The 14,295-nt window shown below is 66.9% G+C and carries 9 protein-coding genes; 3 read left to right on the plus strand and 6 right to left on the minus strand.

Annotated features, from left to right (window positions below; translation table 11 throughout):
• Window positions 1–42: 42 nt before the first annotated feature.
• A complete protein-coding gene (locus tag QO011_RS06925) occupies window positions 43–936 on the minus strand; it encodes a sugar kinase (RefSeq protein ID WP_307269549.1) in 894 nt (297 codons plus the stop codon).
• 306 nt (window positions 937–1,242) lie between these two features.
• Here QO011_RS06925 and QO011_RS06930 point away from each other — a divergent pair, with 306 nt between their 5' ends.
• Entirely contained in the window at window positions 1,243–1,512 is a 270-nt protein-coding gene (locus QO011_RS06930) for a YMGG-like glycine zipper-containing protein (protein WP_307269553.1), read from the plus strand.
• Between the two features lie 186 nt (window positions 1,513–1,698).
• Window positions 1,699–3,141: a cardiolipin synthase gene (cls, locus tag QO011_RS06935; protein ID WP_307269555.1), complete on the plus strand. Its 1,443-nt coding sequence runs from the start codon at window positions 1,699–1,701 to the stop codon at window positions 3,139–3,141.
• A 10-nt stretch (window positions 3,142–3,151) separates the two neighbouring features.
• Here cls and QO011_RS06940 read toward each other — a convergent pair whose 3' ends face one another.
• From QO011_RS06940 to QO011_RS06960, 5 genes are all read right to left on the minus strand, one after another.
• On the minus strand, window positions 3,152–4,765 hold the full coding sequence (locus tag QO011_RS06940; protein ID WP_307269558.1) for an MFS transporter: 1,614 nt from the start codon (window positions 4,763–4,765) through the stop codon (window positions 3,152–3,154).
• Entirely contained in the window at window positions 4,762–5,880 is a 1,119-nt protein-coding gene (locus QO011_RS06945; RefSeq protein WP_307269561.1) for an HlyD family secretion protein, read from the minus strand. The genes QO011_RS06940 and QO011_RS06945 overlap by 4 nt, the downstream gene beginning before the upstream one ends.
• A gap of 377 nt (window positions 5,881–6,257) precedes the next feature.
• On the minus strand, window positions 6,258–7,802 hold the full coding sequence (locus tag QO011_RS06950; RefSeq protein WP_307269563.1) for a SpoVR family protein: 1,545 nt from the start codon (window positions 7,800–7,802) through the stop codon (window positions 6,258–6,260).
• A complete protein-coding gene (locus QO011_RS06955; RefSeq protein ID WP_307269564.1) occupies window positions 7,799–9,115 on the minus strand; it encodes a YeaH/YhbH family protein in 1,317 nt (438 codons plus the stop codon). The genes QO011_RS06950 and QO011_RS06955 overlap by 4 nt, the downstream gene beginning before the upstream one ends.
• 19 nt (window positions 9,116–9,134) lie before the next feature.
• Window positions 9,135–11,093, minus strand: coding sequence for a PrkA family serine protein kinase (locus QO011_RS06960; RefSeq protein ID WP_307270910.1), 1,959 nt, complete (start codon window positions 11,091–11,093; stop codon window positions 9,135–9,137).
• Window positions 11,094–11,570: 477 nt separating this feature from the next.
• On the opposite strand from QO011_RS06960, the gene gyrA reads away from it, so the two are divergent.
• Window positions 11,571–14,291, plus strand: a complete 2,721-nt coding sequence (gene gyrA, locus QO011_RS06965) for a DNA gyrase subunit A (RefSeq protein WP_307269566.1) — start codon at window positions 11,571–11,573, stop codon at window positions 14,289–14,291.
• Window positions 14,292–14,295: the final 4 nt, after the last annotated feature.

Genomic DNA, 14,295 nt, shown 5'->3' on the forward strand with positions numbered 1-14,295 from the left:
GGCATCGGCGATGAGGTCGCAGGCTCCCGAGCGCCGAGCGGCTCAGGCCGCGGGCTGGAACCGGGTCTCGACCGCCTCGACATCGTTGCGGGTCGGCAGCTTCGCCTCGTTGCCGAGGAACTGGATGGCATGGGTCGAGGCGGCGCGGGCGAAGCGAAAATGATCCTCCCAGCGCGACAGCGGGCGCGACAGGTAGGAATACATGTAGGCGCCGTGGAAGATGTCGCCGGCGCCGTTGGTGTCGACCACCGCGGCGCGCGGCACCACCAGCGCCGGCATGCGCTGCACCCGGCCGCTCTCGTCGTACCAGAGCATGCCGCGCTCGCCCTGCGTCACGCCGCCGACCTTGACGCCCCGGCTCTTGAGATAGTCGAGCATGGCGGCGTCGGAGAGGTCCATCTGCTCGCACAGGCGCTCGGCGACCACGGCCACGTCGACATGGCCGAGCAGCTCGTCGGTGTTGGAGCGCAGGCCGCCGCCGTCGAGCGACACGAGACGGCCGAGCTTGCGGAACTCCTGGGCATAGTGGAGCGCGGCATCGGCGAGATGGCCGTCGAGATGCAGCGCCCGGCAGGAGCTGAGGTTGAGATGCGGGAAGGGGTGGAGATATTCGTCGTCGCGGGCGCGCACGATGGCGCGCTTGCCGTCCTTGGGCATGATGAAGGACAGCGAGGAGCGCTTCACCTTCCGCGGATGCACCGAGATGCCGTACTTGGCCGCCATGTCCAGGAACATGCGGCCGAGCCAGTCGTTGGAGTTGGTGGTGATCAGGTCCGGGATCACGCCGAGCTTGGCGCAGCAGAAGGCGGCCGTGGTGGCGTTGCCGCCGAAGGCGACGGCATAGTCCTTGGCCACCGATTTCTCGTCGCCTTGCGGCAAGCTGTCCGCCACGAAGGTCACGTCGATATAGGCGTGGCCGATGAACAGCGCTTCCATGGGGCATCGCTCCGGAAGAAACAATATCCCCCACCGATTAATCGTCGCGGCGCGTGCGCGCAATATCATTTCGCATCTGCGAAGGAGACCGTGGGGTTGTGCCGGTGCAACAGCTTGGCTGAAACCGGTGCGCAGGGCTTGAGTGTGGCGGCAATTGGGACATATCACATACATGGCCTGTATGGCGTTGGGGCCGAACCGTCCCGCTTTCGGGGCGATCAGGCTTTGCCACGATGCCGCGCGGCGGGGGACGCGCGGCGGGTCCGGCTGACGTTCGTTGTGATCACTCTGGTGGAGGACACCCCTATGAGAAAACTTCTTCTCGTCGCAGCCGCAGGCCTGGCCCTGGCGGGATGCAGCGAATATTCGCAGTCCGACCGTACCCTCGGCGGCGCTGCGATCGGCGCGGGCAGCGGCGCGCTCATCGGCGGCCTGGCCACCCGTTCGGCGGGCGGAGCGATCGTCGGCGGCGTCCTCGGCGGCGCGGCCGGGGCGATCATCGGCTCCGAGACCACGCCGCGCGCCTGCTGGGCCCGCGACTATTACGGCCGCCGCTACCGGGTGCGCTGCCCGTAAGACGCCGTCCTTTCCGGCCGTTTCAGGGACCCGCGCGAGCTTTCGCGCGGGTCTCGCCATGTCTGGGCCCCGGCCGATGACGGCAAATCCCGGGGCCGCGCGGTCGAGGCGTCAGCCCGCCGATCGCGCGTCGCGCCGTGCCATCGCGGCCCGGCGGCGCTATGATCGGGCAAAGGGGGGAATCGGTTGCTTCCGCACGACGCCAGTTCCTGGGCGATAGCGCTCTACGTCTCGGAATGGCTGATCCGACTCGCCATGGTCGTGATCGTGCCGTTCCGGCGCTCGCCCGACGCGGCCCGCGGTTGGCTGCTCCTGGTGCTGTTCGCGCCCTGGCCGGCTCTGGTGCTCTATTGGCTGATCGGCCGGCCGACCTTCCCGCGCTGGCGGCGCGAGCGGGTGAAGCGCCTGCCCGAGCTGCTCGGCGCCACCGCGGCGCAGATCGCCCGGCTGACCCGGACCGAGGCGGCGCAGCTGCCGGCGCGGGCGGCGCGGGCGGCGACGCTGGTGCGCAATATCGGCCAGATGCCGGTGGTCGAGGGCAACAGCGTCGACCTCCTGCCGGATTACCAGGGCACGATCGACAGGCTGGTCACCGATATCGACAGCGCCCGCTTCCATGTCCATCTCCTGTTCTACATCTTCGCCGACGATGCGACCGGCGGCCGGGTGATGGAGGCGCTGCGGCGGGCCGCCGCCCGCGGCGTCGCCTGCCGGGTGCTGATCGACGCGCTGGGCTCGCGCCCCTGGATCGACAAGGTCCGGGCGCGGCTGGCGGCCGACAACGTGGCGGTGCACGCGGCGCTGCCGGTCAGCATCTTCCGCCGCAAATCGGCGCGTGCCGACCTGCGCAACCACCGCAAGATCGCCGTCATCGACGGGCGCGTCGGCTATGCCGGCTCCCAGAACATCGTCGATCCCAGCTTTCGCCCCGGCATCGTCAACAAGGAGCTGATGGTGCGCGTGCGCGGGCCGGTGGTGCTCGAGCTGCAATCGGTGTTCATCGCCGACTGGTTCCTGGAGACCGACGAGGTCCTGGACGGCGCGCACCAGGAGCTGCTGCCCGGTCCCGTCCTCGCCGGGCAGGTGCCGGCCCAGGTGCTGCCGAGCGGCCCCGACTATCCCGGCGCCGGCATCCAGAACCTGATCGTGGCGGCGATCCACACCGCTCGCGAGCGGGTGGTGATCGCCACGCCCTATTTCGTGCCGAGCGAGCCGCTGCTCGACGCGCTGCAGACGGCGGTGCTGCGCGGCGTCGAGATCCACCTCTTCGTGTCGCGCGTCACCGACCAGGAGCTGGTCCGTCTGGCCCAGCGCTCGTACTACGCCCAGCTGATGGCGGCCGGCGTGCAGATCAGGCTCTACCGCGACGGGCTGCTGCACGCCAAGAACCTGTCGATCGACGACGACCTGGCGGTGATCGGCTCCAGCAATGTCGACATCCGCTCCTTCGTGCTCAACTCGGAGGTGACGCTGGTGTTCTACGACCGCGAGGTCTCGGCGCGGCTGCGGGCCGAGCAGGACCGCTATTTCGCCGCCAGCGACCTCCTGCTGCCGGACGAATGGGACAGGCGGCCCTTCGCCGTGAAGATCGCCGAGAATTTCGGGCGACTCGTCAGCCCGCTGCTCTGATTCGGCAGCGTCACGAAGCCCCGCGCGCGGCGCGGTTCGCCGGCAGGGCGGCAATGAGCAGAAGGCAGACGAAGGCGCCGGCGGCAGCGGCCAGGAAGCCGTCGATATAGGCGAGCACCGCCGCCTGCCTGGCGATGGCCGAGGCGAGCAGGTTCGTCGCCTGGGCGCCGGCGACGGCGAGATCGGAGGTGTGCGCCCCGACGGCGTTGCGATAGGCGGCCAGCCGGTCGGCCGTGAGGCTGGCAAGGCTGTCGACATGCAGGCCGATCAGGTTGGAGTGGATCTGCTCGCGCTGGCGCACGAAGGTCTGCATGAACGCCGTGCCGATCTCGCCGCCGAACAGGCGGCTCGTCTGCAGCAGCGTCCCGATGGTCAGCGCATCGGCCGGGTTGATCGCCTGCACCACCAGGACCACGAGCGCGGTCAGGGCGAAGGACTGGCCGAGGGCCTGCACGATCTGCGACTGCAGGAAGTCGCCGGTCGCCCAGACGCTGGTCAATTGGGCGGCCATCAGGCAGGCGGCACCGACCAGGGCGGTGCCCGCCGCCAGGACCAGGCGCCCGTCGAGGCGCGACAGGAGATAGCCGAGCGGCAGGACGATGGCGAACTGGGGGAGGGCGATCCAGAGCAGAACCGAGCCGACCTGCAGCTCGCGGAAGTTCTGCACGGTCTGGAGATAGTTCGGAATGATGTAGCTGGTCGACAGGATGATGAAGCGATAGCCGGCGAGAAGCAGCATCAGGAGGACGAGGTGGTGCTGCATCAGCAGGCGGAGATTGAGGAAGGGGGTGCGCGTGACCCAGAGCTCGCGCACGACGAAGGCGGTGGTGACCAGGCCGCCCGATATCAGGAGCCCGTTGACCAGCCCGTTGTTGATCCAGTCGAGGCGGTTGCCCTGGTCCAGGCCGGCATAGAGCAGGCTGAAGCCGAGCGCGGCATAGGCCAGGCCCGGCCAGTCGAGATGGGCGAGCAGCTCCGTCTTCACGCTCTCGCGCGGGATGCCGTACCACACGCAGGCGAACATCAGCGGAAGCGCGCCGCAATATTGCCAATCGATCCATCGCCACGAGAGATTGTCGGAATACCACCCCTCCAGGGAGGCGGCCACATTCTGCGAAAGCTCCGAGTTCATGGCGTAGATCGCGATGCCGTAGACGACCAGGCGCGCCGGCAGGCTGCGGGCGATGAAGCTGATCGTCAGCGGAATGAAGGTCCCGGAGCCGGCTCCGGCCAGGAACTGCGCCGCCAGGAAGGCGGAGAGGTTCGGCGACAGCGGCGCCAGCAGGCTGGAGACGAAAAAAAGGATGATGCCGAGCAGCAGGACCCGCCTGACGCCCAGGATCGCGCCGAGATAGGGACAGCAGACGCCGACCATCATCTGGCCGATGCCGAAGCTCGTGGTCATCCAGGCCCCTTCGTCGAAGCCGAGATGCAGGCCGCCGCGCAGGTCGGCGATGCCCAGGCTCGTCACCCGGGTGCCGAGCGTGGCCATGATGGAACCCAGGAGCACGCCGGCGATGCCGACATAGGGCCGCAGCGTGTCGGCGCTCAGGCGCGGATGGGCATGCGCGACCGGATGGAGCGCCCGGCCGACGACGGTGACGGGAGCGAGATGGAGACTCACGGCTTGGCCGTCGCGGCGCCGTCGCCGGTATCGATCGTGGCCTCGACCGACAATCCGGGCCGCACCAGGCTGCCGAGCGCCGGGTTGGCGTCCAGCACGATCTTGACGGGCACGCGCTGCACGACCTTGGTGAAGTTGCCGGTGGCGTTGTCGGGCGGCAGCAGCGCGAAGGTGCTGCCGGTGCCGGGCGACCAGCTCTCGACATGGCCGGTCAGCGCGAGGTCGGGGAAGGCATCGACGGCGACGCGCGCGGCCTGGCCGACGCGGACATTGGTCATCTGGGTTTCCTTGTAGTTCGCGACGACCCAGACGTTCGGCAGCGGCACCACGGCGATGATCTGCGTCCCGACATTGACGAACTGGCCCGGGCGCACCTGGCGCTGGCCGACCAGGCCGTCGGCCGGCGAGACGATGCGGGTATAGTTGAGGTTGTTGGTCGCCAGCGTGACCTGGGCCTCCGCCGCCTGGATCTGCGCCTCGATCTGCTTCTGTTGCATGTCGAGGCCGGCGAGGATGGCCTTCTGCTGGTCGAGCTGGGCTTCGTTCAGCGATTTCTGCGCGGCGGCGCGCCTTGCATTGGCGTCCGCCTGCTCGACGAATTGCTGGGTCCCGGCCGTGCCCGCGGCCAGGAGCGTCCGCTGGCGCTTGGCTTCGAGCTGGTAGCGCACGAGGTCCGCGTCCGACGCCTCGATATTGGCGCCGGCCTGGCGGATGAGCGCGGCCTGCACATCCTTCTGGTTGGCGATGTTGGCCAGCGAGGCCTGCGCCGCGGCGAGGTTGGCCTTGGCCAGGGCGAGCTGCGCCTGATAGTCGGATGGATCGATCTGCGCGATGAGATCGTTCTTGCGGACCGTCTGGTAGTCGCCGACGGCGACATCGGTGATGTAGCCCGACACGTGCGCCGCGAGCGGGGTGACGTCGCCCGCCACGAACGCATCGTCCGTGGTGGCAAATCGGGCCGAGCCGGTCCATCGGTTCCAATGCCCGGCGACATACCAGACCAGCCAGGCCGCGACGATGAGAAAGGCGACGCGCAGGGCTGGATAGAGCCATCGGGTCCATGGGATTGTCCCGGAGGCCCCGGCCACTGCCTGCTTCTCCGCCACGTCGGTCATGCCGCACCCCGGCCAGTTGGAACGATCATCCCGGGCCGGAGCCATCGGCTCCGGTCCGTGCTGCAAGCCGCCCTCGAGGGCGGGCCCGCCCCCAGGCCCACGCAGAAATGCTAGTGTTGTGCTTCCGACGCTTGGTCCCCGACCATTGTGTTGGAAGCACAACACAAAGCATTGAACCAACTAGGGTTCCGGGCTGACGGTTCGGAACGAACCGTTAGAGTCGGAACACTAGCGCGAGACCGCGCGGGCTTCCATCCGCACGATCGCCGTCGCCGAGCCGAGAATGTCACGCGTGTCGCGATGCCGCCAGAAAGATGCGTGCCGTTCCTCGCGACATCGTCGACGTCGCGTTGCGGCGGGAGGGCAGGGCGCTCCGCTCAGGTCGAGATCTCGTCGATCTCGGCGGCCGGCTCCTCCAGGCGGACGTCGTAGCCCCACAAGGTGCGGATATGGGCCAGCACCTGGTCGCGGCTGCGCGGCCCCAGGCCGACGCCGTTGCGGGCGTCGTGGCGCAGCACGAGCTGGCGGTTGCCGAGCAGGTCGACGTCCACCACCTGGATGTCCGGCTCGGCCGCGGTGACGTCGTAGCTGTCGGCGAGGGCGTTGCGCACCCGGCGATAGCCCTCGTCGTCGTGGATGGCCTCGATCCGATACTGCGGATCGGCCGCCTTGTCGGACAGCACGAACAGCTTGAACCGGCGGATGAGGTTCGGGCTGAGGAACTGGCGGATGAAGGATTCGTCGCGGTAATTGGCCCAGACGTGCTTGAGCGTGCCGCACCAGTCGCCATTGCCGGCGATGTCGGGAAACCACTCGCGGTCCTCCGGCGTCGGCGCCATGCAGATGCGCTCGATGTCCTGCATCATGGCAAAGCCGAGGGCATAGGGGTTCATGCCGCCATAGCGCGGATCGTCGAAGGGGGGCTGGAACACCACGTTGGAATGGCTGTGCAGGATCTCCAGCAGCGCACCTTCCGAGATCAGGCCCTTGTCGAAGAGCCGGTTGACGATGGTGTAATGGACGAAGGTGGCGCAGCCCTCGTTCATCACCTTGGTCTGGCGCTGCGGGTAGAAATATTGCGCCAGGTTGCGGACGATGCGCAGCAGCTCGCGCTGCCAGTCCTGCAGCACGGGGCTGGTCTTCTCCAGGAAGTAGAGCAGGTTCTCCTCCGGCAGCCGCAGGCGCCGCTTGCGCTCGCGCGCCTCCTGCTCGCTCAGCGTCGGCTCGCCCTGCGGCGAGGCGTTCGGCACGGTGCGCCAGAGGTCGCTATAGGTCCTGGCCTCGTGCTGCAGGCGCTCGCGCCGGCGCCGCTCATATTCCCCCATCTTCAGCTTGGCCGGGCGCTTGTAGCGGAACATGCCCTGGTTCATCAGCGCATGGGCGGCGTCGAGCACGCTCTCCACCGCGCCGAAGCCGTGGCGCTCCTCGCACTCCGCCACATAGTGCTTGGCGAAGTCGAGATAGTCGAGGATGCCGTCCGGATCGGTCCATTGCTGGAAGAGGTAGTTGTTCTTGTAGAAATGGTTGTGGCCGAACGCCGCGTGCGCCAGCACCAGCGTCTGCATCGCCATGGTGTTCTCCTCCATGTAATAGCTGATACATGGATTGGAGTTGATGACGATCTCGTAGGCCAGCGCCTGGTAGCCCTTGCGGTACAGCGTCTCGTCGCGGACGAACTTCTTGCCGAACGACCAGTGCGCATACATCAGCGGCATGCCGATGGAGCAATAGGCATCGAGCATCTGCTCGGCCGAGATGATCTCGATCTGGTTGGGGAAGACCTCGAGGCCGAGCTCGCCGACGGCGATCTCCTCGATCGCCTCGAACACGCGCTGCATGGTCGGGAAGGTCCAGTCCGCGGCGTTGAAGAGCGGCCCGGAGCCGGCGGCCGGCGGCCGGTCGACGTGGATCGGGCTCGTCATCGCGTGGCCTTCTGGTTCTGCTTGGCGAAGAGCTCGCGGAACACGGGGTAGATGTCGGCCCGGCCGCCGACCTGCTTCATGGCGAAGTTGGCGGCCTGCAGGGGCAAGGCGGCATAGCCGCGCCACAGCTCCTTGCCGCTGGTCGGCGCGGTGCGGTTGTCGTCGTCGCGCCGGTCGGCGATCTCGATATAGGCGTAGTACTGGGACAGCGGCAGGATCTCGTTGAGAAGCAGCGCCACGCAGCCGGCCGTGTCGCTGGAGGAATTGTCGCCGTCGGATGCCTGGGCGCAATAGATGTTCCACTCGGCCACGGGATAGCGCCGCTCGCGGATCTCGAGCATCTTCTTCAGCGCGGCGCTGACCACCGTGCCGCCGGACTCGCGACCGTAGAAGAATTCCTGCTCGTCGACCTCCGCCGCCTCGTGGGTGTGGCGGACGAAGACCAGCTCGACCCGGTCGTAGCGGCGCTTCAGGAACAGGTGCAGCAGGATGAAGAAGCGCTTGGCGAGGTCCTTCTCGCGCTCGCCCATCGAGGCGGAGACGTCCATCAGGCAGAACATCACCGCCTTGGTGCGCGGCACCGGCCGGGGCTCGAACCGGTTGTAGCGCACGTCGATCGGGTCGATGTAGGGGATGGCGCGCTGCAGGCGCCGCAGCCGCTCCAGCTCGGCGGTGGCCACGACCCGGCGCTGCCGGTCGGCGCCGTCGAGGGGCTCCTTCTCCGACAGCGCCGTGATCTCCTCATCGAGGCGGCGGATCTGCTCGGTGGTCGGGCGGCGCAGCGCGAGCCGGCGGCTGAGGCTGTGGCGCATGGTGCGCAGCACGTTGAGGTTGGGCGTGGTGCCGTCGTTGGAATAGCCCGCGCGCCTCGGCTCGCTGCCGCTCGTGTCCTTGAGCGAGGCCTTGATCATGTCGGGCAGCTCGAGGTCCTCAAACAGGATGTCGAGGAACTCGTCCTCCGACAGCATGAAGACGAACTTGTCCTCCTCCGAGCCCGAGGGCGAGGCGTCCCGGCCGGACCCGCCGCCGCCCGACGGCGGCTTGTCGATCTGGTCGCCGGTGACGAACTCCTTGTTGCCGGGGAAGACCCGTTCGCGGTCGCCGCCGGAATCGGAGAGCTGGAACTGCGGCTCGCCGATGCCCTTGGCCGGGATCGACACCGAGCCGCCCTTGGCGGCATCGGCGATGGCCCGGTCCCGGACCGCCCTGTCGACGGCGTCCCGCACCTGCCCGCGCGTGCGCTGCAGGAAGCGTTGGCGATTGCCCAGGCTCTTATCCCGTGGATTGAGCCGGCGGTCGATGAATTGCGGCATGGTCGATACTCACTGCCCTTCACCCGGCCTTGTTGACCCGCATGTACCATTCAACCAGCCGGCGGACCTGCCGTTCCGTGTAGCCGCGCGTCATCATCCGCTTGAGGAAGTCGGCGTGCTGCTTCTCGGTCTTCGAGTCCTTCTTGGTGCCGAAGCTGATGATCGGCAGAAGGTCCTCGACCTGGCTGAACATGCGCTTCTCGATGACCTCCCTGATCTTCTCGTAGCTGGTCCAGGACGGGTTGCGCCCCTGATTGCCCGCCCGGGCCCGCAGGGCGAACTTGACGATCTCGTTGCGGAAGTCCTTGGGATTGGCGATGCCGGCCGGCTTCTCGATCTTGGAGAGCTCGCCGTCGAGGATCTGGCGGTCGAACACCTGGCCGGTGTCGGCGTCCTTGAAGTCCTGCTCCTCGATCCAGGCGTCGGCATAGGCGATGTAGCGGTCGAACAGGTTCTGGCCGTACTCGCTGTAGGATTCGATATAGGCCTTCTGGATCTCGCGGCCGATGAACTCGGCATAGCGCGGCGCCAGGGCCGACTTGATGAAGTCGAGATAGCGCTGCTCGACCTCCTTGGGGTACTGCTCGCGCTTGAGCGCCTGCTCGAGCACATACATCAGGTGCACGGGGTCGGCGGCGATCTCCTCGGTGTCGTAGTTGAAGGTCTCGGACAGCACCTTGAAGGCGAAGCGCGTCGAGATGCCGGTCATGCCCTCGGACACGCCGGCCGCCTCGCGATATTCCTGGATCGACTTGGCCTTCGGGTCCGTGTCCTTCAGGTTGTCGCCGTTGTAGACCCGCATCTTGGAGAAGAGCGGCGAGTTCTGGTGCTCCTTGAGGCGCGAGAGCACGCAGAAGCGGCTGAGGATCTCCAGCACCTCCGGCGCGCAGGGGGCGTCGCTGAGCTCGCTGCCTTCCAGCAGCTTGGCGTAGATCATCGCCTCCTCGTTGACGCGCAGGCAGTAGGGGACCTTGACCACGCAGATGCGGTCGAGGAAGGCCTCGTTGTTCTTGTTGTTCTTGAACTGCTCCCATTCCGATTCGTTGGAATGGGCGAGGACGATGCCCTGGAAGGGCAGGCCGCCGATATTCTCCGTGCCGGCGTAGTTTCCCTCCTGCGTCGCGGTCAGCAGGGGGTGCAGCACCTTGATCGGCGCCTTGAACATCTCGACGAACTCGAGCAGGCCCTGCGTGGTGCGGTTGAGGCCGCCGGAATAGCTGTAGGCGTCCGGATCGTTCTGGGCGTAGTGCTCGAGCTTGCGGATGTCGATCTTGCCGACCAGGGCGGAGATGTCCTGGTTGTTCTCGTCGCCCGGCTCGGTCTTGGCGACGTTGATCTGGCGCAGCTTGGAGGGGTAGAGCCGCACCACGGAGAACTTGGAGATGTCGCCGTCGAACTGGTCGAGCCGCTTGGCGGCCCAGGGCGAGCAGATGCCGGTCAGGCGGCGGCGGGCGATGCCGTAATGGCTCTCCAGGACCTCGCCCATCGTCTCCGGCTTGAACAGGCCGAGGGGCGATTCGAAGATCGGGCTGATCTCGTTGCCGGCGGCCAGCACGTAGATCGGCTGCGTCTCCATCAGCTGCTTCAGCCGCTCGGCCAGCGAGGACTTGCCGCCGCCGACCGGGCCGAGGAGGTAGAGGATCTGCTTGCGCTCCTCCAGCCCCTGCGCCGCATGCTGGAAATAGCTGACCACGCGCTGGATCGTGTCCTCCATGCCGAAAAAGCCGGTCATGGTCGGATAGATCTTGATTGTCCTGTTCAGGAAGATCCGGCCCAGGCGCAGATCCGTGCTGGTATCGAGCACGATCGGTTCGCCGATGGCGGAGACCATCCGTTCGGCTGCCGTTGCATACATCCCGGGATTATCTCGGCAGCCCGCAAGGTAATCCGTGAGGCTCATGAACTCTCGTCTCTCCCGCTCATAGGCGGATGAGAAGAGGTTGAATATTTCAGCACTCTTCGGTGATGAAACAGCGATCGAATCAACAATACTTGACTGGACCAAGCCGGACGCCGCCTTGGTATTCATTGAGAACCTCCAATGCGATCAGTATATCTACCGTTGCTAACAGGCTGGGCTTGAATCGTTAACGAATGGTTAACACAACATTAAAAGCAGTCCCTGCCTGAGACTTTTGCTGTTGTAGGATAGCATTTTTCACACAGTTCGAATTGGAGACTGTGCGTATTGTCACGACTCTATTGCAGCAGGCGCTTGCGCGCCATGGCGCGCGGCAACGGGACGCACCGGCGGCCGGGCCGGCCGGGTTCGGCACCGCCGGTACGGCCGCCGGTTCCGGGCGGGCGTGGCCGCATCGCGGCCGGGCCTGGCGGGAAATCGGGTAATCCGTTGAAAAATCACCCGAAGATGTCCACCTAAAGCATCGGCGGGGACATGGTGCGGCCGGCCGGAATGGTCTAGAAGGGCACACCAGAATCGGTCAGAGGCCGTGCATTGACTGACGAGAACGACAAGCGCCCGGGCGACGGCGAGCCGTCCGAGATCCGGTCCGTTTCCATCACCGACGAAATGCGCCGCAGCTATCTCGACTACGCCATGAGCGTGATCGTGAGCCGCGCCTTGCCGGACGCCCGCGACGGGCTGAAGCCGGTGCACCGGCGCATCATCTATTCCATGTACGAGAACGGGCACACGCCCGAGAAGAAATACGTCAAGTCCGCCAACATCGTCGGCGCCGTCATGGGTCAGTACCACCCGCATGGCGACCAGGCGATCTATTTTGCGCTGGTGCGCATGGCGCAGTTCTTCTCGATGCGGCTGATGCTGGTCGACGGGCAGGGCAATTTCGGCTCGGTCGACGGCGACATGCCGGCGGCCATGCGCTACACCGAATCGCGCATGTCCAAGGCGGCGGTGGCGCTGATCGACGACATCGACAAGGACACGGTCGATTTCCAGGACAACTACGACGGCACCAGGCAGGAGCCCACCGTCCTGCCGGCGCAGTTCCCCAACCTCCTGGTCAACGGGGCGGGCGGCATCGCGGTCGGCATGGCCACCAACATCCCGCCGCACAATCTCGGCGAAGTCGTCGACGCGTGCCTGGCCTATATCGAGAATCCCGGCATCACCATCGACGAATTGACGGAGATCATCCCCGGGCCGGACTTTCCCACCGGTGCCCAGATCATCGGGCGCAGCGGCATCCGCGCCGCCTACCAGACCGGCCGCGGCTCGATCATCATGCGCGCCACGGCGGCGGTGGAGGAGATCCGCCGGGACCGCGAGGCCATCGTCGTCACCGAGCTGCCCTACCAGGTCAACAAGGCGACGCTGCAGGAAAACATCGCCGAGCTCGTGCGCGACAAGCGGCTCGAGGGCATCTCCGACGTGCGCGACGAGTCCGACCGCAAGGGCATGCGCCTGGTGATCGAGCTCAAGCGCGACGCGGTCGGCGACGTGGTGCTGAACCAGCTCTACCGCTTCACCCAGCTGCAGACCAATTTCGGCTGCAACATGGTGGCGCTCAACGGCGGCAAGCCGGAGGTGCTCAACCTCAAGGACTTCATCACCGCCTTCGTCGACTTCCGCGAGGAGGTGATCTCGCGGCGCACCAAGTTCCTGCTCAACAAGGCTCGCGACCGCGCCCATATCCTGTGCGGCCTCGCCACCGCCGTCGCCAATATCGACGAGGTGATCCGCATCATCCGCACCAGCCCGGATCCGAACGTGGCGCGCGAGGCGCTGATGGGGCGCGACTGGCCGACCGGCGACATCGCGCCGCTGATCCTGCTGGTGGACGATCCCAAGCACCCGATGAACCCGGACGGCACCTATCGCCTGTCGGAAGCGCAGGCGCGCGCCATCCTCGACCTGCGCCTCGCCCGCCTGACGGCTCTGGGCCGCGACGAGATCGGCGAGGAGCTGCAGAAGCTCGCCGACCAGATCCGCGACTATCTCGACATCCTGCGCTCGCGCGCCCGGATCATGGGCATCGTCCGCAGCGAGCTGGAGGCGATCAAGGCGGCGCACGCGACGCCGCGCCTGACCCAGATCCTCGATTCCGACGCCGATTTCGAGGACGAGGATCTGATCCAGCGCGAGGACATGGTGGTGACGGTCAGCCATGCCGGCTACGTCAAGCGCGTGCCGCTCTCCACCTACCGGGCGCAGCGGCGCGGCGGCAAGGGCCGGGCCGGCATGCAGACCCGCGAGGAGGATTTCGTCACCCGCCTGTTCGTGGCCAACACCCACACGCCGGTGCTGTTCTTCTCCTCCAAGGGGCGCGTCTACAAGGAGAAGGTCTGGCGCCTGCCGCTGGCCACGCCCCAGGGGCGCGGCAAGGCGCTGATCAACCTCCTGCCGATCGAGGGCGACGAGCGGATCACCTCGATCATGCCGCTGCCGGAGGACGAGAACTCCTGGTCGACGCTGCACATCATGTTCGCCACCAGCTCCGGCTCGGTGCGGCGCAACGACCTGTCCGACTTCGTGCAGGTCAACCGCGCCGGCAAGATCGCCATGAAGCTGGAGGAAGGCGAGCAGATCTGCGACGTCTCCATCTGCACCGAGAGCGACGACATCGTGCTGACCACGGCCGAGGGCCAGTGCATCCGCTTCCCCGTCGGCGAGGTGCGGGTGTTCAAGGGCCGCGATTCCATGGGCGTGCGCGGCATCCGCCTGGAGGAGGGCGACACCATCATCTCCATGGCGGTGATCCGCCACATGGAGATCACGCCGGAGGAGCGCGCCACCTATTTCCGCATGCGCCGGGCGGTGCTGGGCGAGGCGGAGAGCGGCGAAGCGGAGAATGGCGAGGAGGAGGCCGCGGGCCCGGTCGAGATCTCGACCGAGCGCTATGCCGAGCTCTCGGCGGCCGAGCAGTTCATCCTCACCGTCTCGGAGAACGGCTACGGCAAGCGCACCTCGGCCTTCGAGTACCGGATCACCGGACGCGGCGGCAAGGGCATCGTCGCCATGGCGGTGAACGAGCGCAACGGACCGCTGGTCTCGTCCTGGCCGGTGGAGCCCTCCGACCAGATCATGCTGGTCACCGACGGCGGCCAGCTGATCCGCTGCCCGGTGGAAGGCATCCGCGTCGTCAGCCGCGGCTCGCAGGGCGTGATCGTCTTCAACACCGCCGAGGGCGAGCGCGTGGTCTCGGTCGAGCGCATCAGCGACGACGGCGAGGAGGACGAGCCGGCGACGGAGTGAGTCG

The organism is Labrys wisconsinensis, from assembly GCF_030814995.1.
In the GTDB taxonomy this organism is placed as follows: Bacteria; Pseudomonadota; Alphaproteobacteria; order Rhizobiales; family Labraceae; genus Labrys; species Labrys wisconsinensis.